Genomic DNA, 25550 nt, shown 5'->3' with positions numbered 1-25550 from the left:
CGGCCGGGTGGCCGGCCCACAAGTAGACAAGGGTACTAGGTTCAGTTGCTTGTCTCGTTCGAACGGAACGGGAAGCCGAGCTGCTTGAGCAGCGCGCGGCCCTCGTCGTCGTTCTTGGCGGTGGTCACGACCGTGATGTCCATACCGCGGACGCGGTCGATCCTGTCCTGGTTGATCTCGTGGAACATCGACTGCTCCGTGAGACCGAACGTGTAGTTGCCGTTGCCGTCGAACTGACGGTCGCTCAGGCCGCGGAAGTCCCGGATGCGGGGCAGCGCGAGCGAGAGCAGACGGTCGAGGAACTCCCACATCCGGTCGCCGCGCAGCGTGACGTGCGCACCGATCGGCTGGCCCTCGCGCAGCTTGAACTGCGCGATGGACTTGCGGGCCTTGGTGACCTGAGGCTTCTGGCCGGTGATCAGGGTGAGGTCGTTGATGGCCCCGTCGATCACCTTGCCGTCACGAGCCGCCTCGCCCACGCCCATGTTGACGACGATCTTCACGAGGCCGGGCACCTGGTGCACGTTCGTGAAGCCGAAGTCCTTGGACAGGTTCGCGGCGATCTCGGTCTTGTACTTCTGCTTCAGGCGAGGCTGGATTTTGCCAGCACTCGTTGCAGTGTCCGTCATTACAGGTCCTTACCAGACTTCTTGGCGTAACGAACGCGGACCGTCTTGGTGACGCCGTCCTTCGTAACGGTCTCGTTGCGGAAGCCGACGCGGGTCGGCTTCTTGGTCTCGGGGTCGACGAGCGCCACGTTGGACACGTGGATCGGAGCCTCGTGCGTCTCGATGCCGCCGGTCTTCGTGCCACGCTGCGTCTGGCCGACGCGCACGTGCTTGGTCACGAAGTTGACGCCCTCGACGATCACGCGGTTCTTCTCGACGAGGACCTCGATGACGCGACCCTGCTTGCCACGGTCACCACCGCGGGCCTGCGAACGGCCCGAGATGACCTGGACCAGGTCGCCCTTCTTGATGTTCGCCATGGGTTACAGCACCTCCGGGGCCAGCGAGATGATCTTCATGAACTTCTTGTCGCGAAGCTCACGGCCGACCGGGCCGAAGATACGGGTACCACGGGGGTCACCGTCGTTCTTCAGGATCACGGCGGCGTTCTCGTCGAACTTGATGTAGGAGCCGTCCGGGCGGCGGGTGTTCTTCCGCACGCGCACGACGACGGCCTTGACGACATCGCCCTTCTTGACGTTGCCGCCGGGGATCGCGTCCTTGACCGTGGCGACGATGACGTCACCGAGGCCGGCGTAGCGACGGCTCGAGCCGCCGAGGACGCGGATGGCGAGAAGCTCCTTGGCGCCGGTGTTGTCGGCGACCTTGAGTCGGGATTCCTGCTGAATCACTTGGCCTTCTCCAGAATCTCAACCAGGCGCCACCGCTTGGAGGCGCTCAGCGGACGGGTCTCGTTGATGAGAACGAGGTCGCCGATGCCGGCGGTGTTGTTCTCGTCGTGCGCCTTCACCTTGGAGGTGCGGCGGATGACCTTGCCGTACAGGGGGTGCTTCACGCGGTCCTCGACCTCGACGACGATGGTCTTGTCCATCTTGTCGCTGACGACGTACCCGCGACGGGCCTTGCGGTACCCACGGACGAGGGCCTCGTCGGCCGCCGACTCCGCGGCCGCAGCCTTGGTGGTCTCAGCCATTACTTGGCCTCCTCAGTCTCGGTCTCGGCGACTTCGGGGGCCTCCGCGGCCTCCTTCTTCGCCTTGCTCTTCTTCTCTGCCTTGGCAGGCGCCACCTCGGCCGGAGCCGGCGTGGCCCGGATCCCGAGCTCGCGCTCGCGGATCACGGTGTAGATACGAGCGATGTCGCGCTTGACCGCACGCAGGCGGCCGTGGCTCTCGAGCTGGCCGGTGGCCGACTGGAAGCGCAGGTTGAACAGCTCTTCCTTGGCCTTCTTCAGCTCGTCGATCAGACGCTCGTCTTCAAAGGTGTCGAGCTCGCTGGGAGCGAGCTCCTTGGTGCCGATCGCCATTACGCGTCGCCCTCCTCGCGCTTGATGATGCGTGCCTTGAGGGGCAGCTTGTGGATTGCACGGGTCATGGCCTCGCGAGCGAGTTCCTCGGAGACGCCGGAGACCTCGAAGAGGACTCGACCCGGCTTGACGTTCGCGACCCACCACTCCGGCGAACCCTTACCGGAACCCATTCGGGTCTCGGCCGGCTTCTTCGTGAGCGGACGGTCCGGGTAGATGTTGATCCACACCTTGCCGCCACGCTTGATGTGACGCGTCATGGCGATACGAGCGGACTCGATCTGACGGTTGGTCACGTAAGCGGGGGTCAGGGCCTGGATGCCGAACTCGCCGAAGGAGACCTTCGTGCCACCGGTCGCCTGGCCGCTACGGCCGGGGTGGTGCTGCTTGCGGTGCTTGACTCTGCGTGGGATCAACATGGTTATGCCTCAACTCCTGCTGCGGCCGGCGCGGTCTCGGCGGGAGCGTTGCCCCGGCCACCGCCGCGACGCGGACGGTCACGGTCGTTGCGCTCGCGCGACGGCTTCTGGTTGGCCTGCTCGCGAGCAAGCTCCTTGTTCGTGATGTCGCCCTTGTAGATCCACACCTTGACACCGATGCGACCGAAGGTGGTCTTGGCCTCGTAGAAGCCGTAGTCGATGTTGGCGCGGAGCGTGTGCAGCGGCACACGACCCTCGCGGTAGAACTCGGAGCGGCTCATCTCGGCGCCGCCGAGACGGCCGGACACCTGGATGCGGACACCCTTGGCGCCGGCGCGCTGAGCGCCCTGCAGGCCCTTGCGCATCGCGCGGCGGAAGGCCACGCGGGCGGCGAGCTGCTCGGCGATGCCCTGGGCGACGAGCTGAGCGTCGGCCTCGGGGTTCTTGACCTCGAGGATGTTCAGCTGGATCTGCTTGCCCGAGAGCTTCTCGAGGTCGGCGCGGATGCGCTCGGCCTCGGCGCCACGGCGACCGATCACGATGCCCGGGCGGGCGGTGTGGATGTCGACGCGGACGCGGTCGCGGGTGCGCTCGATCTCGATGCGGGACACGCCCGCGCGGTCGAGCGACGTCTTCAGCAGGGTGCGGATCTTGACGTCCTCAGCGAGGTAGTCGCTGTAACGCTGACCCTTCTTCGTGCTGTCCGAGAACCAGCGCGACACGTGGTCGGTGGTGATGCCCAGACGGAAGCCGTACGGGTTGACTTTCTGACCCATTAGTTGCTCGCCTTCTTCGTAGCCTTGGCGTCCTGAACCTCATCCGGCGTCGCGAGGACGATCGTGATGTGGCTGGTGCGCTTGTTGATGCGGAAGGCGCGGCCCTGTGCACGCGGCTGGAACCGCTTGAGGGTCGTGCCCTCGTCCACGAAGGCGCGGCTCACGTACAGGTCCTGCTCGTCCAGATAGGTGTTGCTCTGGTCGGCCTTGACGCGCGCGTTGGCGATGGCCGACGCGACGAGCTTGTAGACCGGCTCGCTCGCACCCTGCGGGGCGAACTTCAGGATGGCCAGGGCCTCCTGAGCCTGCTTGCCGCGGATCAGGTTGACGACGCGGCGGGCCTTCATGGGGGTGACGCGGATGTGACGCACGCGTGCGATCGACTCCACCATTTCTCTCCTCCTTACGCCACCGCGTTAGCGGCGGCGACCCTTCTTGTCGTCCTTCACGTGACCACGGAAGGTGCGGGTGGGCGCGAACTCGCCCAGCTTGTGACCGACCATGGTCTCGGTGACGAACACCGGGATGTGCTTGCGACCGTCGTGCACCGCGATGGTGTGACCCAGCATGGCCGGGATGATCATCGAGCGGCGCGACCAGGTCTTGATCACGTTCTTGCTGTTGGCCTCGTTCGCGGCGACCACCTTGCGAAACAGGTGCTCGTCGACGAAGGGGCCCTTCTTGAGACTGCGTGGCATCTTCTCGAACTCCTACTTACGCTTCTTGCCGGCGTTACGGCGGCGGACGATGAGCTTGTCGCTTTCCTTGTTGGGGTGGCGCGTGCGGCCTTCCTTCTGACCCCACGGGCTGACCGGGTGGCGACCACCCGAGGTCTTGCCCTCACCACCACCGTGCGGGTGGTCGATCGGGTTCATCGCGACACCGCGGACGGTCGGGCGGACGCCCTTCCAGCGCATGCGGCCGGCCTTGCCCCAGTTGATGTTCGACTGCTCGGCGTTGCCGACCTCGCCGATCGTCGCGCGGCAGCGCGCGTCGACGTTGCGGACCTCGCCCGAGGGGAGGCGCAGCTGGGCGTAGGGGCCGTCCTTCGCGACGAGACGCACCGAGGCACCGGCGGAACGCGCCAGCTTGGCGCCCCCGCCCGGCTTCAGCTCGATGGCGTGCACGACGGTACCGGTCGGGATGTTGCGCAGCGGCAGGTTGTTGCCCGGCTTGATGTCCGAGCCGGCGCCCGACTCGACCACGTCGCCTTGCTTCAGCCCGGCGGGAGCCAGGATGTAGCGCTTGGTGCCGTCCACGAAGTGGAGCAGCGCGATGCGCGCGGTGCGGTTGGGGTCGTACTCGATGTGCGCGACCTTGGCGTTGACGCCGTCCTTGTCGTTGCGACGGAAGTCGATCACGCGGTACTGGCGCTTGTGGCCACCACCGATGTGACGCGTCGTGATGCGGCCCTGGTTGTTGCGGCCACCGGTCTTCGACAGCGGACGGAGAAGGGACTTCTCCGGCGTCGACCGGGTGATCTCGGCGAAGTCGGCGACCGAGGAGCCGCGACGACCGGGGGTCGTGGGCTTGTAGTTACGAATAGCCATGTCTGTTTTCCTCTAGTCCTTCGCTCAGCCGACGGCCGTGAAGATGTCGATGGAACCGGACTTCAGCGTGACGATGGCACGCTTGGTGTCCTTGCGCTTGCCGATGCCGAACTTGGTGCGGCGGGTCTTGCCCTGACGGTTCAGGGTGTTCACCGACGCGACCTCGACCTTGAAGATCGACTCGATCGCGAGCTTGATCTCGGTCTTGTTCGAGCGGGTGTCGACGAGGAAGGTGTACTTGCCCTCGTCGATCAGGCCGTAGCTCTTCTCGGAGACGACCGGAGCGATGATGATGTCGCGCGGGTCCTTGTTGACGGCGGCCATCAGGCGTCCACCTCTTCCTTCTTGGTCGCGGCGCTGTTGGTCTTCGCCTCGATGAAGCCCTCCAGAGCGGCCTGCGAGAAGACGATGTCGTCGCTCACCAGGACGTCGTAGGCGTTCAGCTGGTCGTAGGTCAGCACGTGCACGGACGGCACGTTGCGGACGCTCTTGAAGCCCAGCTCGTCGTCGCGCTCGAGCACGACGAGGACGTGCTTGGAGGTCGCGACGCCCGAGAGCAGCTCCACGACGGCCTTGGTCGAGGGGGTCTCGCCGGCCGTGAACGCCTGGACGGCGTGGATGCGGCTGCCGCGGGCGCGGTCCGAGAGGGCGCCGAGCAGAGCAGCGGCGATCATCTTCTTGGGGGTGCGCTGCGAGTAGTCGCGCGGGGTCGGTCCGTGGACGATGCCACCGCCGGTCATCTGAGGGGCGCGGATCGAGCCCTGACGAGCGCGACCGGTTCCCTTCTGCTTGAACGGCTTGCGACCGGCACCGGAGACCTCACCACGGTTCTTCACCTTGTGGGTGCCCTGACGCGCGGCGGCGAGCTGGGCGGTGACGACCTGGTGGATCAGCGGGATGTTGGTCTGAACGTCGAACAGGGAGTCGGGAAGCTCGACGGAGCCGGCCTTCATGCCCTTGAGGTCGAGGACGTCAATCGAGGTAGCCATTTACTCAGGCCCCCTTCACTGCGTTGCGGACGAAAACGATGCGGCCACGAGCGCCGGGAACGGCACCCTTGACGAGCAGCAGGCCCTTCTCGGCGTCGACGGCCTGGACCTTGAGGTTCAGGACGGTCACGCGCTCGCCACCCATGCGACCGGCCATGCGCATGCCCTTGAAGACACGGCTCGGGGTCGAGGAGGCGCCGATGGAGCCCGGCTTGCGGTGGTTGCGGTGCGCACCGTGCGAAGCGGAGACGCCCTGGAAGTTGTGGCGCTTCATGACACCGGCGAAGCCCTTGCCCTTGGAGGTGCCGACGACGTCGACCAGCTGGCCGGCCTCGAAGGTGGCGTCCACGGTGAGCTCCTGGCCGGCCGAGTACTCGGCGGCGTCGGCGGTGCGGACCTCGGTGAGGTGACGGCGCGGCGTGACGCCCGCCTTCTCGAAGTGGCCGGCGGCCGGCTTGTTCACCTTGCGCGGGTCGATCTGGCCGTAGGCGATCTGGACGGCGTTGTAGCCGTCGACCTCGGGGGTGCGGACCTGGGTCACGACGTTCGGCGTGATCTCGATGACGGTCACGGGGATGAGCTTGTTGTTCTCGTCCCAGACCTGGGTCATGCCGAGCTTCTTGCCGAGGAGGCCCTTGGAGGTCTTGCTGTCGATGTTGGACATAGCGGCACTCCCCCTTAGAGCTTGATCTCGATGTTGACGTCGGCGGGCAGGTCGAGACGCATGAGCGAGTCGACGGCCTTCGGCGTCGGGTCGATGATGTCGATCAGCCGCTTGTGCGTGCGCATCTCGAAGTGCTCGCGGCTGTCCTTGTACTTGTGGGGCGAACGGATGACACACACCACGTTCTTCTCGGTGGGAAGCGGCACGGGGCCGACGACGGTCGCGCCTGCACGGGTCACCGTGTCGACGATCTTGCGCGCCGAGGTGTCGATGACCTCGTGGTCATACGACTTAAGCCGAATGCGGATCTTCTGTCCCGCCATGTCTGACTCTCTCTCTTGTTATGGCGTCGTACGAGACGGCTCTCTCGAACCGTTCCTCGCATTGGACGCAGTGCGACGTACGCGTGGGAAACGCCACTATTCTTCTGTCAACTCACGCACCGCCTGAGCACAGACCTGTGGCCTGTTTCTCGAGGATGTCGATTGTGAGCATGTCCTGCTACCTGCGGCCTAACCCCTCGACCGCCGGTCCGAAGACTCCCGCGGTGGGCTATGCACTGCCTGGCAGTGATCCGTTCGGAGCACACGTGAGCGCACTCGTTCCGAAATGTTGAACCAGACAAGTTTGCCAGATACGCGGCAATGCTGCAACCCGGGCGTGTCGCGGCTCGATGCTGGCTCCGCAGAGACTCCTCCACCGCGACACTTCGACCCGAGTTCTCCACCGATTCGCCCTCGCGCCCCCACGCCGGCGGCCGGCCCGAGAGGCTGTGTGCATGACAGTCATCACCAGCCCCTTGAACTCCCCGACCCGACGAGCCCACCTCCGCGCCGTGGAGCCGGGACGCCAGACCAACCTCCACCGGATCGTCCGAGATCGCTCGCGTCGCGATCAGCTCGAACGCCTGAGGCTCTTCGCAGCGACGCGCGCCAGTCCGCCGGTCTTCGCGTACTGGTCGGCAGCCGTGATCCACGACCTCCCGCTCCTCCACTCTCCCCCGAGGACCATCCACGTTCTCGCCTCGGGCTCCCGCGCCAGGGCCGCCCAGGGGGTCGTCATGCACCCCGGGCGGGTCGACGTGCCTCCGGCGCTCCGACGCGGCCTCCGCGTCACATCGCCCGCCCAGACGGTGGCCGCGCTCGCCGGTCGCACGTCGTTCGTCGACGGCGTGGTGATCGCGGACCGCGCGCTCGCTGCGGGAGCCTTCGGCGAACGCACTCCGCTTGCGACACGGGCCGAGATCGTGGCGTCCGCCGAGGCCCTTCCCGACGCCGCCGAACGATCGCGCGCGCTGGCCGTCGCCCGATTCGCGGACGGCCGCGCCGAGTCGCCGCTGGAGTCGGTGAGCCGCGCGACCATGGCGCTGGCCGGGGCGCCTCCGCCCGACCTCCAGGTGGCCGTCCACGACCTGTTCGGCCTCGTCGGACGTGTGGACTTCTGCTGGGCGGGACTCGCTCTTGCGGGAGAGGCGGACGGGGCCGCGAAGCTGCTCCATCCCGTGTTTCGCGGCTCACGGGACGGGTGGGAGCTGCTCGAGGAACGGACGCGGCGCCAGGAGCGGATCGAGTCCGCGGGCCTCCGCGTCATCCGTTGGCGCTGGGAGACCGGTCGTCGGGTGGACCGGATGCGGGAGTTCCTGGCCCGCGAGGGCGTGCCACTCGACTCACGTGCGCGCCGGGAAGAACTCGGGCTGGGCGCGTGACGGGCACGGAAAGGCGGGACCGACGTTCGTCGATCCCGCCCCGAACGGCGCCTCGCGCCGCCGATCTCGTGGTTCCAAGCCCGCTTACGCGGTATCCGAACTCTTCATCCGTGATCCGGTCAGCGGCTTGGTCTGGTTTGCGAGGTCCATGCTCACCATAGGCACTCTCCCTTCGTCGACGGATCCGTTCGGTTGAAACGGTGCGTCAATTCTGCGCCCGACCGGCCGAGAGGTAAACCCCTGGGCGCTATCGGCTTGCGCGAGGACGCGAGTGGCGAGCGCGCGGAAGCGACCGGGAGGTGACGAAGACGACGCCGGCGAGCACGGCGACGGCGGTTCTCGACGATCGCCGGAGCTTGCCCTTCCGACTTCACGGGGCTCGGCGGGAAGACCGGGACCGTACGCGCCTGCGTCTGCGGGACAGGGCGCGCGGCGATGTCGAGTCGCACGGTCACCGGATCGGTCGCCACGCGGGCCAGCGGGAGTGGCGACGTGTTCGCGGCGGCAGGTGCGGCTGCGGCAGCACGCGCGGCCGCGGTGCCCTCGTCAGTCGTCGGCGGCGCGGTAGGTGCGCTGCGCGCCGGTGCCCGTGAGAGTGCAGTGGGTCGGCATGCTCCGGATGTCGAACGCCACCGTCGACGGGGGTCGTACTCACAAACCGGCGGAGACCTGTCCGAGGAACGACGAAGGGCCGGATCCCTGCGGATCCGGCCCTTGCCGAGTGAGTCTGCCCGGTGAACCGGGCGGCGACTTACTTGTTGATCTTGGTCACCGTGCCGGCGCCAACGGTGCGGCCACCCTCACGGATGGCGAAGCCGAGGCCCTCCTCCATGGCGATCGGCTGGATGAGCTCGACCGTCATGTCGGTGGTGTCGCCGGGCATGACCATCTCGGTGCCCTCGGGCAGCGAGATGACGCCGGTGACGTCGGTGGTACGGAAGTAGAACTGCGGACGGTAGTTCGTGTAGAAGGGGTTGTGACGGCCACCCTCCTCCTTCGAGAGGATGTAGGCAGTGCCCTCGAAGTTGGTGTGCGGCGTAACCGAACCCGGCTTCACGACGACCTGGCCGCGCTCCACGTCCTCGCGCTTGGTGCCGCGGAGGAGCAGACCACAGTTCTCGCCGGCCCAGGCCTCGTCGAGCTGCTTGTGGAACATCTCGATACCCGTGACCGTGGTCTTCTGCGTCGGGCGGATGCCGACGATCTCGACCTCGGAGTTGATGGCGAGGGTGCCACGCTCGGCGCGACCGGTGACGACGGTGCCACGACCGGTGATCGTGAAGACGTCCTCGATCGGCATCAGGAACGGCTTGTCCTTGTCGCGCACCGGGTCCGGGATGGACTCGTCGACGGCGTCCATGAGGTCGAGGACCGACTGGACCCACTTCTCGTCGCCCTCGAGAGCCTTGAGGCCCGAGACGCGCACGACCGGAGCGTTGTCACCGTCGAAGTCCTGGCTGGAGAGCAGCTCGCGGACCTCGAGCTCGACGAGCTCCAGGATCTCCTCGTCGTCGACCATGTCGGACTTGTTCAGCGCGACGAGCAGGTACGGAACACCGACCTGCTTGGCCAGCAGCACGTGCTCGCGGGTCTGAGCCATCGGACCGTCGGTGGCGGCGACCACGAGGATCGCGCCGTCCATCTGAGCAGCACCGGTGATCATGTTCTTGATGTAGTCGGCGTGACCAGGGGCGTCGACGTGCGCGTAGTGGCGCTTCGGCGTCTCGTACTCGACGTGCGAGATGTTGATCGTGATACCACGCTGACGCTCTTCCGGAGCCGAGTCGATCGACGCGAAGTCGCGCTGCACGTTGGTCGCCGACGGGTACTTGTCTGCAAGCACCTTGGAGATCGCCGCGGTGAGCGTCGTCTTGCCGTGGTCGACGTGACCGATGGTTCCGATGTTCACGTGCGGCTTAGTCCGCTCGAACTTGGCCTTAGCCACTGTGGTCCTCCTCAGGACTCTCGTGCAGACACCCCGGTCGACGGATTTCGACCGGAGGGTCTACGGGATTGGTTTCTTATGTTACGGGATGTTGCCTGGGAGCAGTGACCGAGGTCACTCGCCCTTGCTCTTCTGGACGATCTCGTCGGCGACAGCCTTCGGGACCTCCGCGTAGCTGTCGAACTGCATCGAGTACACCGCACGGCCCGAGGTCTTGGACCGCAGGTCACCGATGTAGCCGAACATCTCGGACAGCGGGACGTTGGCGCGCACGACCTTGACGCCGCTCGCATCCTCCATGGACTGGATCTGTCCACGGCGGGAGTTGAGGTCGCCGATGACGTCGCCCATGTACTCCTCCGGCGTACGCACCTCGACCGCCATGAGCGGCTCGAGAAGCACCGGGTTCGCCTTGCGAGCAGCCTCCTTGTAGGCCATCGAGCCGGCGATCTTGAACGCCATCTCCGAGGAGTCGACGTCGTGCGAGGCACCGTCGACGAGCGTCGCCTTGACGCCCACCGTCGGGAAGCCGGCGAGCACGCCGACCTGCATCGCGTCCTGGATGCCGGCGTCGACCGAGGGGATGTACTCGCGCGGCACGCGACCACCGGTGACGGCGTTCACGAACTCGTACGAGGTCTCCGGGGTGACCTCCATGGGCTCCAGGCTGATCTGCACCTTTGCGAACTGACCGGAACCACCGGTCTGCTTCTTGTGGGTGTAGTCGTACTTCTCGACCGCGCGGCGGATGGTCTCGCGGTAGGCCACCTGGGGCTTGCCCACGTTGGCCTCGACGTTGAACTCGCGCTTCATGCGGTCGACGAGGATGTCGAGGTGGAGCTCGCCCATGCCCTTGATGACCGTCTGGCCGGTCTCCTGGTTCTGCTCGGTGCGGAACGTCGGGTCCTCTTCGGCCAGCTTCTGGATCGCGGTGCCCAGCTTCTCCTGGTCGGCCTTGGTCTTCGGCTCGATGGCCACCTCGATCACGGGCTCCGGGAAGGTCATCGACTCGAGCACGACCTGGTTGTCCGGGTCGCTCAGGGTGTCACCGGTGGTGGTGTCCTTGAGGCCGATCACCGCGTAGATGTTGCCGGCGGTGACGTAGTCGACCGGGTTCTCCTTGTTGGCGTGCATCTGGAAGATCTTGCCGATGCGCTCCTTCTTGCCCTTGGTCGAGTTCACGACCGCGGCACCGGAGTCGACACGGCCCGAGTACACGCGCACGTAGGTCAGACGACCGAAGAACGGGTGAACGGCGACCTTGAACGCGAGGGCCGAGAACGGCTCGCTGGCGTCGGCGTGACGGAGGATGACCTCCTCTTCGTCGCGCGGGTTGTGCGCCTCGATGGCGGGCACGTCGAGCGGCGACGGGAGGTAGTCGATCACGGCGTCGAGCATGGGCTGCACGCCGCGGTTCTTGAACGCGGAACCGCAGAGGACCGGGTAGATCTCGTTGTTCACGGTGAGCTTGCGGATGGCCGCCTTGATCTCCGGAACGGTGATCTCCTCGCCGCCGAAGAACTTCTCGAGCAGCACGTCGTCGGTCTCGGCGACGGTCTCGAGGAGACGATTGCGGTACTCCTCGGCCTTCTCCTGAAGGTCGGCGGGGATCTCCTGGACCTCGTACTTGGCGCCCATGGTCACGTCGCCCTTGGCGTCGCCCGGCCACACCAGCGCGCGCATCTCGATCAGGTCGACGACGCCGACGAAGTCGGACTCGGAACCGATCGGGAGCTGCATGACCAGCGGCTTGGCGCCGAGGCGAGAGACGATGGTGTCGACGGTGAAGTAGAAGTCGGCGCCCAGCTTGTCCATCTTGTTGACGAAGCAGATGCGCGGGACGACGTACTTGTCGGCCTGACGCCACACGGTCTCCGACTGGGGCTCGACGCCCTCCTTCGCGTCGAAGACGGCGACGGCACCGTCGAGCACGCGGAGCGAGCGCTCCACCTCGACGGTGAAGTCGACGTGACCCGGGGTGTCGATGATGTTGATCTGGTTCTTGTTCCAGAAGCAGGTCACGGCCGCGGACGTGATGGTGATGCCGCGCTCCTTCTCCTGCTCCATCCAGTCGGTGGTCGACGCACCGTCGTGGGTCTCACCGATCTTGTGGTTGACGCCCGTGTAGAACAGGATGCGCTCGGTCGTGGTGGTCTTGCCGGCATCGATGTGGGCCATGATGCCGATGTTGCGGACCTTCTTCAGGTCGGTGAGCACGTCCTGTGCCACAGGGTTCCTCCGAAAAGTAGAGAGTGGAAGGGGTGCCGCCCGGGCGGAGCACTCCGATGGAGTACAACGCCCGGACGACGAAAAGTGTTACCAGCTGCCCTGCGGCTACCGGCGGTAGGGACTACCAGCGGTAGTGGGCGAAGGCCTTGTTCGACTCGGCCATCTTGTGGGTGTCCTCGCGGCGCTTGACCGCGGCACCCAGACCGTTCGACGCGTCGAGGATCTCGTTGGTGAGACGCTCGGTCATCGTCTTCTCGCGACGGCCCTTGGCGTAGCTGGTGAGCCAGCGGAGAGCGAGGGTGTTCGCGCGGTGCGGCTTGACCTCGACCGGCACCTGGTAGGTCGAGCCGCCGACGCGGCGGCTGCGGACCTCGAGGGTCGGGCGGATGTTGTCGAGCGCCTTCTTGAGCGTGACGACCGCGTCCTGGCCGGACTTGGAGGCGACGCCCTCGAGCGCGTCGTAGACGATGCGCTCGGCGAGGCCCTTCTTGCCGTCGAGGAGGATCTTGTTGACGAGCTGGCTGACGACCGGCGCGCCGTACACCGGGTCGGCGACGACGGGGCGCTTCGGAGCGGGACCCTTGCGAGGCATTACTTCTTCTCCATCTTCGCGCCGTAGCGGCTGCGAGCCTGCTTGCGGTTCTTGACGGCCTGGGTGTCGAGGGCGCCACGGACGATCTTGTAGCGAACGCCGGGCAGGTCCTTCACACGGCCGCCGCGGACGAGCACCATCGAGTGCTCCTGCAGGTTGTGGCCCTCACCGGGGATGTACGCGGTGACCTCGGTCCCGTTCGAGAGCTTGACACGGGCGACCTTGCGGAGCGCGGAGTTCGGCTTCTTGGGGGTGGTGGTGTAGACACGGGTGCACACGCCGCGCTGCTGGGGGTTGGACTTCAGGGCGGGGGCCTTGGTCTTGGTGACCTTCGGCGTCCGGCCCTTCCGAACCAACTGCTGAATGGTTGGCACTGAACTTCTCCTTATATGGACTGCACGGTGACAGTTGTTGCTTTTTCTCCGCACCCCGATCCACCCGCTTCGCGGGTCGCTCGGGAAATGAGGAGTATCGGACCGATGGCCGATATGCCGTGGGGGCCAGGGTTCCGTGCGGTTCCCTTGCCCATCGGATGAGTACGTGCCGGCTCGCCCGTTCCCCCGTGAGGGCGCCCGTCGCCAGGCATGGAACAAGCGCGCGACAGAGCGCACACCCGATAAATACTATCGTCCGCGCGGTGGGCGGTCAAATGAACGGGGCCGTGCTAGCACCCTGTCCGCGGACGGCGAAACCCAGGCGGCTTCACCCTCCCGGTCGGAGTTCCTGTGCTCAGATCCGGTATCTCAGACCGGTATACACTCCCGGCATCCGACGCCGAGAGAAGGGGCCGTCATGCGCAGCATCGAGCAGATCCTCACCGAGACCATCGCGGTCAAGACCCGCATCATCGACGACAGACGGCTGCTCGCCGTCGGCGACGAGATCGCCGCGGCAATGGTGCGGTCGTACCGGGCCGGGGGGAGGGCGTACTTCTGTGGGAACGGCGGGAGCGCCGCCGACGCGCAGCACTTCGCCGCCGAGCTGAGCGGACACTTCATCTTCGACCGGCCGCCCCTGGCCGCGGAGGCCCTGCACGGCAACGCGTCCCACCTCACCGCCGTGGCGAACGACTACGACTACGAGAGCGTCTTCGCCCGCGCGCTCGAGGGCTCCATCCGCGCGGAGGACGTGCTCGTCGCGATCAGCACGTCCGGCGACTCGGAAAGCATCGTCCGTGCCGCCAGGACGGCGCACGAGAAGGGCGCGACGGTCGTCGCCTTCACCGGCGAGTCCGGCGGCGCGTTGCGCGAGCACGCCGACCTCCTGCTGAACGTGCCGTCGTCGGACACCGGGCGCATCCAGGAGTCGCACATCGTCTTCATCCACGCGATCTCGGAGCGCGTCGAGCATGACCTCTTCGCCGCCGCCTGAGCCCTGGTGCCTCTTCCTCGACCGCGACGGCGTCATCAACCGCAGGATCGTCGGCGACTACGTGCGCACCACGCGGCAGTGGGAGTACCTCCCCGGCGCGCTCCACGCACTCCGCCTGCTCTCCGAGTGGGCGCCCCGGATCGTGATCGTCACTAACCAGCGCGGGGTGGGTCGCGGACTGATCGCAGAGGACGACCTGGAGCGCATCCACTCCAGGCTGCTCGAAGACGTCGCGATCGTCGGAGCCCGCATCGACGGGATCCGCGTGTGCCCGCACCTGGAGACCGACGAGTGCCCCTGCCGGAAACCGCTCCCGGGGCTGGCGCTCTCGTGGTTCGCGGTGAATCGCGAGGTGAATCCGGCTCGCTCCGTCATGGTCGGCGACTCCCCGTCCGACATGGCGATGGCGCAGAACCTCGCCGCGCAGACGGGCGGATGCCTCCGCGTGCTGATCGATGATGGCTCCGACCCCGCCACGACAGGGGTCGACGCCGACGTCCGCTTCCCCACACTCCTCGACTACGCAAGGAACGTGAACCCGTGAACCCGACCTCGACAACTGTGCGCGGCCGTGCCCCCCTCCGTCTCGGGCTCGCCGGGGGCGGCACGGACGTGTCCCCGTATTCCGACACCTACGGAGGCCGCATCCTCAACGCGACCATCGACAAGTACGCCTACGCCTACGCGACGCTGATCGAGTCCGGTGTGGAGTTCCACTCCCCCGACCGGCAGACGGCAGGCGAAGCCGACATCGACGACATCGACACTCTCCTCGACGGGTTCGGCCTCCATGTGGCCGCGTACAAGCGGATGATGGACGAGTTCAACGGCGGAGTCCGGCTACCCGTCCGGCTCTCGACACAGGTCGACGCGCCTCCCGGTTCGGGCCTCGGCTCCTCCTCGACGCTGGTCGTCGCGCTCGTGACCGCGCTGGCCGAGCTGTTGCAGACCTCGCTGGGCCAGTACGAGATCGCGCGCCTCGCCTGGGAGATCGAACGGGAGGACCTCGCGCTCGCGGGAGGCTGGCAGGACCAGTACGCAGCGACCTTCGGCGGTTTCAACTACATGGAGTCCCGTCCGGGCGGCCGGATCGTCGTCAACCCGCTCCGCGTGCGCCGCGAGGTCATGACGGAGCTCGAGGCGTCCCTGCTCCTCTATTTCGGCGGCGTCTCGCGGAGCTCCGCCGCCGTGATCGCCGAGCAGCAGCGGAACGTCGTGGCCGGGGACAGCGGGGCGATCGAGGCGACCCACCTGCTGAAGGCCGAGGCAGAGGCCATGAAGGACCACCTCCTGGTCGGCGACCTCCCGGCGCTCGCCTCCACCATGCGCGGCACCTGGGAGGCCAAGAAGCGTCTCGCCTCGCAGATCAGCACGCCCGCGATCGAGAAGGCGTACAGCATCGCCGACGAGCACGGCATGCTCGCCGGCAAGGTGTCCGGAGCCGGCGGCGGCGGCTTCATCCTTCTGCTGGTCGACCCCGCGCGACGGTACGAGCTCGCCCGCAGCCTCGAATCGGAGTGCGGCGGCCAGGTGATGACCTGCCACTTCACGAAGCACGGCGCGGAGAGCTGGCGCGCGCCGGAGCCGGAGCACCGGTGATGCAGGTCGCGATCCTCGCCGGCGGCCTGGGCACCCGACTCAGCGGCGCCATCCCCGCCGGGCTCCCCAAACCACTCGCCCCCATCGCCGGGCGGCCGTTCCTCGACCATCTGCTCGACTGGGCGATCGAGCGCGGCGCCGACGATGTCGTGCTGCTCACCGGGCACGGATCGACCGCGATCAGCGACCACGTCGGCGGCGACCACCGCGGGGTGCCTGTGGGCTACAGCGTGGAGCCGAGCCCGCTCGGCACCGGCGGCGCGCTCGCGAACGCGGCGCCGCTGCTCGCTGAGGAGTTCGTCCTGGTCAACGGCGACACGTTCGTCGACGCCGACCTCGCCGCTCTGGCCGCGGGCCTCGGCTCCGCACCGGTCGTCATGGGGCTCGTGGAGGTCGCCGACACCGGCCGCTTCGGACGGGTCGAGGTGGCGGGCGGCGTCGTCACGGCCTTCCGCGAGAAGGGCGCTGACGGTCCAGGGCTCATCAACGCGGGGGTCTACGCCCTGAAGCGCTCCGTGATCGACGGCCTCCCCCGGGGGGCCTCGTCCTTCGAGCGTGACTTCCTCGAACCGCGCCTGGCGGAGGTCGCGCCCCGCTACCTCCTGTGCGGTCCCACCTTTTTCGACATCGGCGTCCCGGCGGACTACCGCGCCGCCGACCTGCACTTCACGGAGGCCTGACCATGACGATCACGCTGCAACGTGCCACACTCGGCGGCCTGCGCCTGGACCGCGCCGACCTCCACGACGCCGTCCTGCGGGTCGTGGACCTCGTGCAGAGCGGGTCGGGCGGCATCGTCGTGCCCTCCAACGTCGCCACGTCGCGCTACCTGCGGACGATCGGCCTCCCCCGGCTCGAGAAGGAGGCCGCCTTCTGGCCGATCGACGGCGTGCCCCTCACCTGGCTGCTCCGGATCGCCGGAAAAGGGGTCTTCCCCCGCGTGGCGGGAACCGACCTGATGAACGCCCTCATCGCGCACCCGAGCACGCAGGGCCTCCGGATCGGCGTGATCGGTGCGGCGTCCGACGACGCCGAGCGGTTCTATCGCGACCGGGGGCACTCGAACGTCCGCGGCGGCGACCTGCCGGTGGCCGAGACGGGCAGTCCCGTGCTCGTCGACGCGGGTGACGCGTTCCTCACGGAGTTCCGCCCGCACATCGTCTTCACCTGCCTCGGATTCCCGAAGCAGGAGTACCTGATGCTCGCACTCCACGAGCGGCATCCCGACATCGTGTTCATCGGCGCAGGAGCAGCCGCCCAGATCAACACGGGCCAGTTCCCCCGGGCACCGCGGTTCATGCGCGCGGTCGGACTCGAGTGGGTGTGGCGGATGAAGCAGGACCCATCGCGTCTCGTGAAGCGCTACCTCCTGCAGGATCTGCCTTGGCTCGTGGGGATGGTGCCCGTCGCGCTCGGCGAACGGCTGCGGCGGCACTGAGGCGGGAGGGGTCGGGGCGCCGGCTCAGGCGCTGCTTTGGCTCAGGCGCTGCTCTGGCTCAGGCGCCGCGCCGGCTCAGGCGATGCTTCGACTCAGGCGCCGCGCCGGCTCAGGCGCCGCTCTGGCTCAGGCGCCGCTCCGGCTCAGGCGCCGCTCTGGGGCTGGCTGCCGTCGGAGTAGAGCGGCACGAAGCGCGGACCGCCGCCGTCGAACGTGAGGATGCCGGCGAAGGCCACAGGGATCGAGTCGATCGTGCCGGTCCCGGTGGCACCGTCGGAGCTGCGCAGCAGATCCACGTCGCCGCTCACACTCCCGCTGTCGGCGGAGACCTGCCAGCCGTCCGAGTTCCATTCGGGGTTCAGGTCGACGATCGGGCGCGTTCCGAGGTGCCAGTGCACGTCGCTGATGGTGACGCCCGGCAGCTGCGAGAAGGTGAAGAACGGACAGTCCTTGGGGTCGGCCTCGGTGGACGCGACGCACGCATCGAGCCACGCATCGATGGCCCGGCGACCCGCAGCGTCACCCGCGGACGAGAGCCGCGCGTTGAACTCGGTGGGGCTCTCGTAACCGCCCGCGGGCGTCGCGGTGACGTCGGCGTCCCACACCTCGAAGTTCTCGTTCGAGGAGGTGAACTTCACCGGGTAGGTCCCCGGAAGCGCGCGCAGCGTGACGGCGGTGCCGATGGGCATGCTCTCCGGGTGTTTCCCCGCGACGGTGTAGGCCAGCCCGGCGGGGCCGTTGACCTTCAGGTCGACCGTGTCGGGGGTGATCGGCGCGAGGGTCCAGAACGGCAACACTCCGGGAATGCCGCCAGCCGGCTCCACCGTGAACGACCGCTGATAGGTGCGGTCGCCCTGCGTGATGGTGGCCTTGACGGTGGTCTTCGATCCGCGGGTCACCGCCGGCTGCAGTGTGAAGCTGCGGATGCGATCGGTGATCGTGGCGTAGGCGGCGTCGGAGAGGAGCACATCGCCCGCGCCGGCCCGGATGCCGGCCAGCTTCATCGCGGCCTCCGCCTTGCCGTGTTCGAGGTCGCTCAGATACGCGGCGACGACGGTGCGCGGCAGGTTCTGGAGGGCGGCGATCGCCGTGATCGAGAGAGTCGCGCCCGCCGCTGTGGTGAGGAGGGTCACGGCCGCGATCATCGCCCAGACCCAGTGCGGGACGTGGTCGGAGGACCGCTTCGGCGGCTGTGCCGTCTCGATCGCGGGAGCGGGAGCGGGGGCGAAGTCTGGTGCGTCGTCCATGAGTTCCTCTCAGGTCTGCCTCCGCAGTGTATCGACACCGGTGGACCGCTGGGTCCACCCGTTCGGGTCACTCCTCGTCGTCGCGCTCCCAGGGCCAGCGCGGGCGGCCGCGCTGGCGGAACCGGCCGACGAGGACCAGCTGGTAGAGGAGGGTGACGAGGAAGGCGGCTGCGCCGACGGTGATGGCGTACACGCTGCCCAGCTGGCCCAGCGCGAACAGCACGAAATGGAGGACGTCGCCGGCGACGAACGCGCCCGCCACTCCCCCGGCGACGCAGTACGCGAGGTAGCATGCGACCCCCGCGCCGATCGCGGTGAGGGGCGCGATCCGCTGCTGGTCGCCGGGCACCCGCGTGCCGGTGACGATCAGCAGCACCAAGAGGACGGCGACGGCCGCGCCCGTCATGATGGGCCCGACGAGCGGGCCGGCGGCGGGATCGGCGATCACCTCGGTGTCGGTGGCGAGGGAGATCAGCCCGAAGGCGGCGACGAGGAGCGCGAGGTACAGGCCCGCCGCGAAGCAGGCGACGACGATGGCGTACGCGCGCTCATCACGCATCGGTGCTCAGCGCTCCTCGACTCGCGCCACCGGCCAGGAGCCGGTCAGTATCCCTGCTGCGCGTAGGCGTTGGCCGCCTGGTTCTGCGCGTCGGCGACCTGCTGTTCGTAGTCGGCCTGCGCCTCCGCGTTGCGTGCCTTGAGCTTGCGGCCGCGGGCGGCGAGCCAGGCGCCGGTCCAGATGGAGACCTCCCTGGCGATGACACCGGCGAGCACGGCGAAGGGCGCGACCCACACCTGGGTGAGCAGGATCTGCCGCTCGCCGGGGTTCTTCTGGAGGAAGCCGTTGTCGATGAGCGCGGCGCCGATGTAGACGAGGTAGACGAAGACGGCGACGAACAAGCCGCCGAGGATGTAGGCCCACCAGCGGGCGCGGTTGACGATCTGGATCAGCACGACCATGCCGATGAAGAAGGCGACGACCGGCGCCCAGGCGGTGGAGTGGGTGGAGAACTGGATGAGTGCCGGGATGAACTCGCTGCCGGGGGCCAGCAGGGCTCCCACCCCGACCACGGCGGCCGCCCACACCACGGCGAACAAGGCGGTGCCGACGAGCGCGATGAGGATGCCGAAGCCGCGGTTGCTCTTGCGCTTGGGCGGCTCGGGACGCTGAAGGAAGATCGGGGCGACCGGCTGCGGTGCGATCGGCGGCGCGGCGGCGGGCTCGGGAGCCCAGGTCGCCTCGCTTGGCTGGGCGGCGTAGGCGGCCGTCGCAGCGGCGGGAGCCTGGGCGGCGGGAGCCTGGGCTGCCTGCTGCGTCTGCTGCTGGGCGGCCTCCCCCGCGATGATGACCGGCGCTGCCGCCTGAGCGGGAGACGCGGTGTCGACGGTCGCGTCACCCGCGGCGGTCGCCCCGGGCTCGGCGTGCGTCCGAGCGACGGCCGCGGCGATGTCGGCATCGGAGGCCGCGACAGGCTCCGGCTCGATGGTGGGGGCCGGCGCGGCGGGTGCAGCGGCCGCCGGAACGACCGGGGTCTCCGGCGCGCTCTCGTCGGCCGGGCGGTTGACGTGCCCGCGGGCGGAGACCGGTCCCGACGGCGGGGCGGCCATGTCGGGGTCGGTGTCGTGCGGCTCGGCGGCGGAGGGGGCAGGCGCGGGCTCGGCAGGCTCGATGTTCGGGGCGGGCTCGGCGGCAGCCGAGGCGGCGGGCGCGGTTGCCGGCTCGACGTGGGGCGCGTCCGGCCCTGCGTCGTCCCGCTTCTCAGCGGGTTCCGGTGTCGTGTCGCTCATGCTGGCGCTCCTCGCTCCGCCCCCAGTGGGCACCTCTAAGTGGTGCCCACTGTAGCAACGGGGGTGCGGAAGTCGAGGGAGGGCGGGCCGGGGTGGGAACGCGTGGTGCGTGCGTAGACCGGTTTACTTGGACGCGCTCGCTTCGGCGGACTGGCCCGACGATGCTCCCGTCGCCGCGGTTCCGCCGGCTGCTCGCGCGGTCGAGACGACGTAGACGTAGCCTCCGATCGTCGCATCCACTGTCCCCGCCGGCACGCCCTCGTCTGTCGATGGCGTGGAGTTCAGTGTTGTGACCAGAAAGAGTCTCGCGCCCTTCTGTGCCCCTTCCAGGAAGTTCAGCACCTGATCAAGCGAGCCTCGAACACCGATCTGCACCGGGGTCGCGGAGAAGTTCGACGAGGTGACGAGCGGGCTCGTGACCAGGGCCGGCGCTGTCGGGGTGGTGGACGATGGCGCAGGACTCGGAGTTGCGGTGGAGCCGGAGGAGGAAGTCGACGCAGCGGCCTGCGGCGCAACAGGCGGCTTGTAGGCCACCGCGTCCGCGAAGGTGAGGGACTTGATCGTGACGCCGCAGGTCCCCGCGACCGTGTTGAGTTCTTTGACGAACGAGGAGGAGTCGGTGTCAGCCGGCACGGAGGCAGCCAACTGGGCGAGCTGCTGCTTCAGGTCGGGGAGATGCTCGTGATCCGACTTGAGTTTCGCGAGCACAGCGGCGTAACGAGCGTTCGTCTCATCGACCGTGAGGCGCTGCGCCGTGGAGGCTGCTGCCGACGCGAGTTGAGGCTGGATTCCGAGCACCCACCCCAGGACCATCACGACGACCATGGCGAGAACGGACCCGATGATCCAGAGTCTGTTGGAGTTCATGGCTACTTCCCCTTCGCCGCGAATCGCTTGGTGAACGCATCCTGGTTGATGTGCAGCACGATGTTGACCGTGTAGAGCTTCGACTGGGCATCGAGCGTGACCGACCCGGGTACGGCGTCGACGAAGCCGGGAAGTGTCGCAAGCGCGTCCAGCCAGGACGGCACCTGCGGGAGCGTCGGGCTCTGGGCCGTGACGCTGAGCGTGGCGATGCGCGTGCCCTGGAGCGGCGCCGTGGCCTGTGCGTACGCGGCCAGCGGTGAGGCGGAGTCGACAGTGATCGTCTGCAGTGACACGTTCGCCGGCAGAGTCTGCTGCACCTTGACGAGGTAATCGCGCCAGTCGACCTCTGTCGAGGCGCCAACCTCCTGGGCCGCCTCGATCACCTTCACCTGATCCTGCACCCTGCGGACCTCGATGTACTTCGTCTGCTGCGCGAGCAGGCTCGTGGTCTGGTTCTGCGCATCGGTCAGGCTTGAACTCGCCGTCATCGCGAGCAGGCTGGATCCGCCGACACCGGCGAGTGTCAGCAGGAGCACGCCCACGATCCCGAGTCCGAGCGCACGCCGGGTGGCGTGCCCACGGCGGAGTTCGGTGACCTCGGGGGGCAGCAGGTCGACGCGAGGCTCGCCTCCGACGATCAGTTGGTCCTTCTGCGCGCTCACGCCGCACCCCCCACCGCGAGACCGAGCGCGACACTGAGGCCCGTTCGATGCTGCCGCAGATCCTCCGATTTGAGCCTGCGCGACAGGGCGAAGCCGGCCAGCGGATCGCCGAGCGTCACCGGCAGGCGGGTCATTTCGGAGAGCGCCTCGGGAAGACCCGCGAGTGACGCACCGCCTCCGGTGAGCACGACGGCGTCCACCGTCTCAGGCTGCCGGGTGTTGACGTAGTAGTTGATCGTATTCCTCAGGCTGGTCAGGAGCTCGCTGGTCACGCGGTAGATGATCTCGACCGCACGTTGCTCCTCGGGGCTGGAGACGCTCGACGCGAGGCCCAGACCCACCTTGATCCGTTCGGCAGTGGCGTCATCGACCTCGAGTTCACCGCGCAGAGCTTTCGTCAGATCGGAGCCCCCGGTGGGAATGATACGGACGAACTGCGGCACGCTGTCCCGCGCGATGAGGACGCACGTCGTCTCCGCGCCGATCTCGATCAGGGCGACCGTCCCCTGCACGTTCTGTCGAGTGAGCAGGACGCGGCTCAGCGCAAACGGGATGAGGTCGACGTCCACCGTCGTCAATCCGGCGAGACGCGTAGCCTTCACATTCGCGAGCACGGCGTCCTTGATCGCGGCCACCAGGAGTCCGTTCACAACGGGACCCGACTCGGAGACCGATTCGGAGACCGGATAGAAGTCGAGGATGGCCTCAGCCGCCGGCACCGGGAGCATGTCTTGCACGGTGAACGGCAGCGATTCACGGATGCGCCGTTGCGACATCTTCGGCACGCTGAGATCGCGGGCGAGCACGCGCTGGTTGCCCATGCCGAGCACGACGTTCTTGCTGGTGAACCCTGCCTTCTTCCAGAGCTGCTTGAGGGTCGCTGCGACGGTGTTGGGCTCGAGGACTTCGCCACGGCTGGCCGCTCCTTCGGGAAGCGGGAGCTCGAGGTAGCGCAGGAGCGTTGGGCGCGCCTTCGTGGCGTCGCGAAGCTCCACCGCGCGCACCGACGCGCTTCCGATGTCGACACCCACGACTGTTGACGCCATTCTGGTTCTCCTTACTTCAGCCCCGCACGACCAGTGCGAGGTATGACTCCCACAGGAGCTGCCCGGCGAAGACGCCGACCCAGGCACCCGCGAGCATCCAGGGTCCGAACGCGATTCCGTGCGTGGTGCGATCACGGCGCACGAGCAGCATCACGATGCCGAAGAGACCGCCGAGCAGGAATGCCGCGAAAGCGCCGACGAGCAGAGGGCCGAGGCCGAGATAGCCCAGGTAGAGCCCGAGCACACCGGACAGCTTCACATCGCCGAAGCCCATGCCGCGCGGCGAGATGAGGGCGATCAGGAGGTAGACCAGGAACAGCCCGACCATCCCGGCGCCCGCGGAAATCAGAGCGGCGACGTCGCCGCGGAGAACGGCGGCGGCGGCGAGCAGGACAGCCCCGACCAGGTATGAGGGGAGGACGATCGCGTTCGGCAGTGTGTGTGTGTCGAGATCGATGAGGGCGAGTGCCACTGTGATCCCGGCGAGGTAGAGGAATGCGACGAGTTGGAGGATGGCCCCGACCGTGGCGGCCCCGCCGTCCTGGCGCAACACGACGGGCGCGAAGCGCAGGGCGGCGAGCACGAAGAACACCCCCGTCACAGCTTCCACCAGCGGGTACCGGGCCGAGATCGTGCCGGCGCAGTCCCGGCAGCGACCGCGCAGCAGTAGCCACGACAACACAGGGACGTTGTCACGAGCGCGAATCTGAGAACCGCACTCAGGACAGGCGCTCCGCGGGGTGACGATGCTCATCCCTGCGGGCACACGGTAGGCGACGACGTTCAGGAAGGAGCCGATGAGAAGGCCGAACACGCCGACCAGGGCGAGCATCGTGGTCGCCCAGGCGCCGGTCGCGGCGGCGAGCGCGCCGCTCACAGCGCGTCTCCCGCCACGGTGAAGGCGGTCTTGACTTCGACGACCACGCTCACGCCGTAACTCGTTGACACCGGCGACAGGAACTTCGGCGGGGCCAGGTAGCGGAACCGCGGGTCGTACACATAGTTCTTGATGTATCCGTTCGAACCGTTGCGGACGATCCCGCGAAACTTCTGTGCGATGGCACCTTTGACGGTCAGCGTTCCTCGGTTGCCGCCGACGCTGTAGTTCTGCACCTGGAAGGTGTGCGCCACGGAGAGGATGGCGGCGTCGATCTCGCGGTCGGTGTCGGAGAGCAGCTTCTGGTTGGACGAGTTCATCGGGTTGTAGACGAAGATCGCGTTGTTGCCGACCAGACCCAGGATGTCGGAGTTCGCGTCGTTGTAGGTGAGGTTGCCCGTGACGTAGATGTAGTTGTCCGCGTACACGGTCTCGGCGCCTTTGAGGGTCCCCTTGATGAAGACGTCGCCGACGCGCGGCTGGTACGACGTGCTGCTCGGGGCGACCTCGTTGGTCATCGGATAGCCGAGACCGTTGCCGTTGGCCTGGCCGCTGGCGCCCTTGCAGGCGAGCGTACCGCTCGTGACGGCACAGTTGAGACCGGTGGCGCTGCCAGGCCAGGCGTTCGCGGCCCAATAGTTGGGGTCACCGACAGTGCTTGGAACGTTCTGCACGAATACCAGGTTCTGTGGAATGACAGGAATCGTCGCACCACCCGGTGAGCCGAGCTGCCCGGTCCCCGTTCCGAGGGTCCCGCACATGGCGGGGGTTTGCGCAGGCCCCGTCGCCGGCGAACCGGAAACCTGAGTGGATTTCGTCCATGGTGAGCGGATGGTCATCGTCCCGTTGCTGTTGTAGACGATCGATGTCGGTCCTGTGTAAAGACACCCGGGCCGGGGCACGTCCACAGGGAGATCGGAGCGGACCTCGTTCTTCATGCTGGCGTTGGTCGGCGGCATCCCGACCACCGGCGAGTACGTCGGCGCGTTGGGGTCGTCGAAGGTCTGGCCGGTGCAGTTGCTGCCGCTGGAGTTCTTGGGTACGTAGCGCGGACCCGTGGCAGGGTTGTACGCCGTTGTCACCGATTGGGTGAACTCCGCACTGCAGATGCGGATCGCATCGTTGGAATGCACCGGACCGTTGACCACGTCGCCGCCGTCGAACGCGATCTCGGAGCAGCCGGAGCCACGACCTGCCCAGTAGTACTTGACACATGTGTTCGGTACCCCGCTGAGCGCGGGGTCCTGAATCTCGTAATCGGTGAAGTAGAGGAAGTCGATGAAGCCATCCTGTTTGAGGTTGACGACGATGCTACGAACCTCATTACCGACTTTTCCGGTCGACCGCACCCGCAGCACGCCGGTGGAAGAGTACTTGGAGTTGTCGACCTCGTAACGGTAGTAAGCGCGCGTGCTGCCGGACACCTGAGCCCAGGACTGATTTCTCCCCACGCCGAACGCCAGATTCGTCTGCGCCCCCGTCGGAAGGGTGACGCTGCTCGTGGCGCTGAACAGTGAGGCAGGGTTGCCGTACTGCTGGTACGTGTTGTCATTCGCGAGGCGGCTCTCGTACTCCTCGACTCCCGCGTACGCCGCCGCCATCGCGTCGTTCCAGTCCTGGTCGGTGCGCGCCTTCTGCATGCCGCCTGCCGAGTAGGCGAGCGCGGTGGCCACCAGGACCATGAGCACGGCTCCGACACCGATCACCATGACGAGCGCGACACCGCGTTCGTCATCGCGCCAGCGCGCCAGCCACCAGAAGCGCCCTACTCCCCGAACGTTTCGTCTCATGG

Annotated in this window: 32 protein-coding genes; 6 read left to right on the top strand and 26 right to left on the bottom strand. The window is 67.5% G+C overall.

What is annotated here, in order from left to right; genetic code table 11:
* Positions 1–41: 41 nt before the first annotated feature.
* From rplE to rpsJ, 14 genes are read right to left on the bottom strand one after another with little or no spacing between them, the layout of a single operon-like run.
* Complete coding sequence (rplE, locus tag JNB50_RS16570) at positions 42–629, bottom strand: 50S ribosomal protein L5 (RefSeq protein ID WP_208041275.1); 588 nt, start codon at positions 627–629, stop codon at positions 42–44.
* On the bottom strand, positions 629–988 hold the full coding sequence (rplX, locus tag JNB50_RS16565) for a 50S ribosomal protein L24 (protein ID WP_208041274.1): 360 nt from the start codon (positions 986–988) through the stop codon (positions 629–631). Before rplX ends, rplE begins: the two co-directional genes overlap by 1 nt.
* 3 nt (positions 989–991) lie before the next feature.
* Positions 992–1360, bottom strand: coding sequence for a 50S ribosomal protein L14 (rplN, locus tag JNB50_RS16560; RefSeq protein WP_018191958.1), 369 nt, complete (start codon positions 1358–1360; stop codon positions 992–994).
* Positions 1357–1662, bottom strand: a complete 306-nt coding sequence (gene rpsQ, locus JNB50_RS16555; protein ID WP_018191959.1) for a 30S ribosomal protein S17 — start codon at positions 1660–1662, stop codon at positions 1357–1359. The genes rplN and rpsQ overlap by 4 nt, the downstream gene beginning before the upstream one ends.
* Positions 1662–1994: a 50S ribosomal protein L29 gene (gene rpmC, locus JNB50_RS25580; protein WP_208041273.1), complete on the bottom strand. Its 333-nt coding sequence runs from the start codon at positions 1992–1994 to the stop codon at positions 1662–1664. Before rpmC ends, rpsQ begins: the two co-directional genes overlap by 1 nt.
* A complete protein-coding gene (gene rplP, locus JNB50_RS16545; RefSeq protein WP_055894786.1) occupies positions 1994–2413 on the bottom strand; it encodes a 50S ribosomal protein L16 in 420 nt (139 codons plus the stop codon). Before rplP ends, rpmC begins: the two co-directional genes overlap by 1 nt.
* A 2-nt stretch (positions 2414–2415) precedes the next feature.
* Positions 2416–3189, bottom strand: coding sequence for a 30S ribosomal protein S3 (rpsC, locus tag JNB50_RS16540; protein WP_208041272.1), 774 nt, complete (start codon positions 3187–3189; stop codon positions 2416–2418).
* A complete protein-coding gene (gene rplV, locus JNB50_RS16535; RefSeq protein ID WP_208041271.1) occupies positions 3189–3581 on the bottom strand; it encodes a 50S ribosomal protein L22 in 393 nt (130 codons plus the stop codon). The genes rpsC and rplV overlap by 1 nt, the downstream gene beginning before the upstream one ends.
* A gap of 24 nt (positions 3582–3605) precedes the next feature.
* Entirely contained in the window at positions 3606–3887 is a 282-nt protein-coding gene (gene rpsS, locus JNB50_RS16530; protein WP_208041270.1) for a 30S ribosomal protein S19, read from the bottom strand.
* Between the two features lie 12 nt (positions 3888–3899).
* The gene (gene rplB / locus JNB50_RS16525; RefSeq protein ID WP_055913962.1) at positions 3900–4739 is read right to left on the bottom strand and encodes a 50S ribosomal protein L2; all 840 of its coding nucleotides are present in this window, start codon (positions 4737–4739) and stop codon (positions 3900–3902) included.
* Positions 4740–4763: 24 nt separating this feature from the next.
* The gene (rplW, locus tag JNB50_RS16520; protein WP_208041269.1) at positions 4764–5063 is read right to left on the bottom strand and encodes a 50S ribosomal protein L23; all 300 of its coding nucleotides are present in this window, start codon (positions 5061–5063) and stop codon (positions 4764–4766) included.
* Positions 5063–5728, bottom strand: coding sequence for a 50S ribosomal protein L4 (gene rplD, locus JNB50_RS16515; RefSeq protein ID WP_208041268.1), 666 nt, complete (start codon positions 5726–5728; stop codon positions 5063–5065). Before rplD ends, rplW begins: the two co-directional genes overlap by 1 nt.
* Positions 5729–5732: 4 nt before the next feature.
* On the bottom strand, positions 5733–6392 hold the full coding sequence (rplC, locus tag JNB50_RS16510; protein ID WP_208041267.1) for a 50S ribosomal protein L3: 660 nt from the start codon (positions 6390–6392) through the stop codon (positions 5733–5735).
* 14 nt (positions 6393–6406) lie between these two features.
* The gene (gene rpsJ / locus JNB50_RS16505) at positions 6407–6715 is read right to left on the bottom strand and encodes a 30S ribosomal protein S10 (RefSeq protein ID WP_005050520.1); all 309 of its coding nucleotides are present in this window, start codon (positions 6713–6715) and stop codon (positions 6407–6409) included.
* Positions 6716–7170: 455 nt separating this feature from the next.
* Between rpsJ and JNB50_RS16500 the strand changes: the two genes are divergently transcribed.
* Positions 7171–8097, top strand: coding sequence for a hypothetical protein (locus JNB50_RS16500; RefSeq protein ID WP_208041266.1), 927 nt, complete (start codon positions 7171–7173; stop codon positions 8095–8097).
* Positions 8098–8848: 751 nt separating this feature from the next.
* Here JNB50_RS16500 and tuf read toward each other — a convergent pair.
* The 4 genes from tuf to rpsL all read right to left on the bottom strand — a co-directional run bounded on the left by tuf (position 8849) and on the right by rpsL (position 13237).
* Positions 8849–10042, bottom strand: a complete 1194-nt coding sequence (gene tuf, locus JNB50_RS16495; RefSeq protein WP_208041265.1) for an elongation factor Tu — start codon at positions 10040–10042, stop codon at positions 8849–8851.
* A gap of 114 nt (positions 10043–10156) precedes the next feature.
* Positions 10157–12271 carry an elongation factor G gene (gene fusA, locus JNB50_RS16490; protein ID WP_208041264.1) on the bottom strand — a complete coding sequence of 705 codons (2115 nt, stop codon included), beginning with the start codon at positions 12269–12271 and terminating at the stop codon, positions 10157–10159.
* 121 nt (positions 12272–12392) lie between these two features.
* Entirely contained in the window at positions 12393–12863 is a 471-nt protein-coding gene (rpsG, locus tag JNB50_RS16485; protein ID WP_055913932.1) for a 30S ribosomal protein S7, read from the bottom strand.
* On the bottom strand, positions 12863–13237 hold the full coding sequence (rpsL, locus tag JNB50_RS16480) for a 30S ribosomal protein S12 (protein WP_055913929.1): 375 nt from the start codon (positions 13235–13237) through the stop codon (positions 12863–12865). Before rpsL ends, rpsG begins: the two co-directional genes overlap by 1 nt.
* Positions 13238–13655: 418 nt before the next feature.
* On the opposite strand from rpsL, the gene JNB50_RS16475 reads away from it, so the two are divergent.
* Genes JNB50_RS16475 through JNB50_RS16455 form a run of 5 tightly spaced genes read left to right on the top strand, consistent with a single transcriptional unit; the run spans position 13656 to position 17271 of the window.
* The gene (locus tag JNB50_RS16475; protein WP_208041263.1) at positions 13656–14234 is read left to right on the top strand and encodes an SIS domain-containing protein; all 579 of its coding nucleotides are present in this window, start codon (positions 13656–13658) and stop codon (positions 14232–14234) included.
* Positions 14212–14778: an HAD-IIIA family hydrolase gene (locus JNB50_RS16470; RefSeq protein WP_208041262.1), complete on the top strand. Its 567-nt coding sequence runs from the start codon at positions 14212–14214 to the stop codon at positions 14776–14778. Before JNB50_RS16475 ends, JNB50_RS16470 begins: the two co-directional genes overlap by 23 nt.
* Positions 14775–15833 (top strand): GHMP kinase, encoded by a 1059-nt coding sequence (locus JNB50_RS16465; protein WP_208041261.1) that lies wholly within the window; start codon positions 14775–14777, stop codon positions 15831–15833. Before JNB50_RS16470 ends, JNB50_RS16465 begins: the two co-directional genes overlap by 4 nt.
* Positions 15833–16513: a sugar phosphate nucleotidyltransferase gene (locus JNB50_RS16460; RefSeq protein ID WP_208041260.1), complete on the top strand. Its 681-nt coding sequence runs from the start codon at positions 15833–15835 to the stop codon at positions 16511–16513. Before JNB50_RS16465 ends, JNB50_RS16460 begins: the two co-directional genes overlap by 1 nt.
* A gap of 2 nt (positions 16514–16515) precedes the next feature.
* Positions 16516–17271 carry a WecB/TagA/CpsF family glycosyltransferase gene (locus JNB50_RS16455; protein ID WP_208041259.1) on the top strand — a complete coding sequence of 252 codons (756 nt, stop codon included), beginning with the start codon at positions 16516–16518 and terminating at the stop codon, positions 17269–17271.
* Between the two features lie 143 nt (positions 17272–17414).
* Here the strand turns inward: JNB50_RS16455 and JNB50_RS16450 are convergent, their stop codons facing one another.
* From JNB50_RS16450 to JNB50_RS16415, 8 genes are all read right to left on the bottom strand, one after another.
* Positions 17415–18518 carry a hypothetical protein gene (locus JNB50_RS16450; RefSeq protein ID WP_208041258.1) on the bottom strand — a complete coding sequence of 368 codons (1104 nt, stop codon included), beginning with the start codon at positions 18516–18518 and terminating at the stop codon, positions 17415–17417.
* 67 nt (positions 18519–18585) lie between these two features.
* Positions 18586–19077 (bottom strand): DUF6121 family protein, encoded by a 492-nt coding sequence (locus JNB50_RS16445; RefSeq protein ID WP_208041257.1) that lies wholly within the window; start codon positions 19075–19077, stop codon positions 18586–18588.
* A 44-nt stretch (positions 19078–19121) separates the two neighbouring features.
* The gene (locus tag JNB50_RS16440; protein WP_208041256.1) at positions 19122–20306 is read right to left on the bottom strand and encodes a hypothetical protein; all 1185 of its coding nucleotides are present in this window, start codon (positions 20304–20306) and stop codon (positions 19122–19124) included.
* Between the two features lie 123 nt (positions 20307–20429).
* A complete protein-coding gene (locus JNB50_RS16435) occupies positions 20430–21173 on the bottom strand; it encodes a hypothetical protein (protein ID WP_208041255.1) in 744 nt (247 codons plus the stop codon).
* 2 nt (positions 21174–21175) lie between these two features.
* On the bottom strand, positions 21176–21835 hold the full coding sequence (locus JNB50_RS16430; protein WP_208041254.1) for a hypothetical protein: 660 nt from the start codon (positions 21833–21835) through the stop codon (positions 21176–21178).
* Positions 21832–22881 (bottom strand): type IV pilus assembly protein PilM, encoded by a 1050-nt coding sequence (pilM, locus tag JNB50_RS16425; RefSeq protein ID WP_208041253.1) that lies wholly within the window; start codon positions 22879–22881, stop codon positions 21832–21834. Before pilM ends, JNB50_RS16430 begins: the two co-directional genes overlap by 4 nt.
* A 16-nt stretch (positions 22882–22897) precedes the next feature.
* Positions 22898–23758: a prepilin peptidase gene (locus tag JNB50_RS16420; protein ID WP_307794766.1), complete on the bottom strand. Its 861-nt coding sequence runs from the start codon at positions 23756–23758 to the stop codon at positions 22898–22900.
* Positions 23755–25548: a hypothetical protein gene (locus JNB50_RS16415; RefSeq protein WP_208041252.1), complete on the bottom strand. Its 1794-nt coding sequence runs from the start codon at positions 25546–25548 to the stop codon at positions 23755–23757. The genes JNB50_RS16420 and JNB50_RS16415 overlap by 4 nt, the downstream gene beginning before the upstream one ends.
* Positions 25549–25550: the final 2 nt, after the last annotated feature.

The organism is Leifsonia sp. TF02-11, assembly GCF_017565305.1.
GTDB lineage: Bacteria > Actinomycetota > Actinomycetes > Actinomycetales > Microbacteriaceae > Leifsonia.
Note: the sequence above shows the minus strand (reverse complement) of the source record. Positions and strands in the feature narration are given on the sequence as shown.

Bases quoted from the DNA above. Each gene is read 5' to 3' on its own strand.
- rplE (WP_208041275.1), bottom strand. From the start codon at position 629: ATGACGGACACTGCAACGAGTGCTGGCAAAATCCAGCCTCGCCTGAAG.
- rplX (WP_208041274.1), bottom strand. From the start codon at position 988: ATGGCGAACATCAAGAAGGGCGACCTGGTCCAGGTCATCTCGGGCCGT.
- rpsQ (WP_018191959.1), bottom strand. From the start codon at position 1,662: ATGGCTGAGACCACCAAGGCTGCGGCCGCGGAGTCGGCGGCCGACGAG.
- rpmC (WP_208041273.1), bottom strand. From the start codon at position 1,994: ATGGCGATCGGCACCAAGGAGCTCGCTCCCAGCGAGCTCGACACCTTT.
- rplP (WP_055894786.1), bottom strand. From the start codon at position 2,413: ATGTTGATCCCACGCAGAGTCAAGCACCGCAAGCAGCACCACCCCGGC.
- rpsC (WP_208041272.1), bottom strand. From the start codon at position 3,189: ATGGGTCAGAAAGTCAACCCGTACGGCTTCCGTCTGGGCATCACCACC.
- rplV (WP_208041271.1), bottom strand. From the start codon at position 3,581: ATGGTGGAGTCGATCGCACGCGTGCGTCACATCCGCGTCACCCCCATG.
- rpsS (WP_208041270.1), bottom strand. From the start codon at position 3,887: ATGCCACGCAGTCTCAAGAAGGGCCCCTTCGTCGACGAGCACCTGTTT.
- rplB (WP_055913962.1), bottom strand. From the start codon at position 4,739: ATGGCTATTCGTAACTACAAGCCCACGACCCCCGGTCGTCGCGGCTCC.
- rplW (WP_208041269.1), bottom strand. From the start codon at position 5,063: ATGGCCGCCGTCAACAAGGACCCGCGCGACATCATCATCGCTCCGGTC.
- rplD (WP_208041268.1), bottom strand. From the start codon at position 5,728: ATGGCTACCTCGATTGACGTCCTCGACCTCAAGGGCATGAAGGCCGGC.
- rplC (WP_208041267.1), bottom strand. From the start codon at position 6,392: ATGTCCAACATCGACAGCAAGACCTCCAAGGGCCTCCTCGGCAAGAAG.
- rpsJ (WP_005050520.1), bottom strand. From the start codon at position 6,715: ATGGCGGGACAGAAGATCCGCATTCGGCTTAAGTCGTATGACCACGAG.
- JNB50_RS16500 (WP_208041266.1), top strand. From the start codon at position 7,171: ATGACAGTCATCACCAGCCCCTTGAACTCCCCGACCCGACGAGCCCAC.
- rpsG (WP_055913932.1), bottom strand. From the start codon at position 12,863: ATGCCTCGCAAGGGTCCCGCTCCGAAGCGCCCCGTCGTCGCCGACCCG.
- JNB50_RS16475 (WP_208041263.1), top strand. From the start codon at position 13,656: ATGCGCAGCATCGAGCAGATCCTCACCGAGACCATCGCGGTCAAGACC.
- JNB50_RS16470 (WP_208041262.1), top strand. From the start codon at position 14,212: ATGACCTCTTCGCCGCCGCCTGAGCCCTGGTGCCTCTTCCTCGACCGC.
- JNB50_RS16460 (WP_208041260.1), top strand. From the start codon at position 15,833: ATGCAGGTCGCGATCCTCGCCGGCGGCCTGGGCACCCGACTCAGCGGC.
- JNB50_RS16455 (WP_208041259.1), top strand. From the start codon at position 16,516: ATGACGATCACGCTGCAACGTGCCACACTCGGCGGCCTGCGCCTGGAC.
- JNB50_RS16450 (WP_208041258.1), bottom strand. From the start codon at position 18,518: ATGGACGACGCACCAGACTTCGCCCCCGCTCCCGCTCCCGCGATCGAG.
- JNB50_RS16445 (WP_208041257.1), bottom strand. From the start codon at position 19,077: ATGCGTGATGAGCGCGCGTACGCCATCGTCGTCGCCTGCTTCGCGGCG.
- JNB50_RS16440 (WP_208041256.1), bottom strand. From the start codon at position 20,306: ATGAGCGACACGACACCGGAACCCGCTGAGAAGCGGGACGACGCAGGG.
- JNB50_RS16435 (WP_208041255.1), bottom strand. From the start codon at position 21,173: ATGAACTCCAACAGACTCTGGATCATCGGGTCCGTTCTCGCCATGGTC.
- pilM (WP_208041253.1), bottom strand. From the start codon at position 22,881: ATGGCGTCAACAGTCGTGGGTGTCGACATCGGAAGCGCGTCGGTGCGC.
- JNB50_RS16415 (WP_208041252.1), bottom strand. From the start codon at position 25,548: ATGAGACGAAACGTTCGGGGAGTAGGGCGCTTCTGGTGGCTGGCGCGC.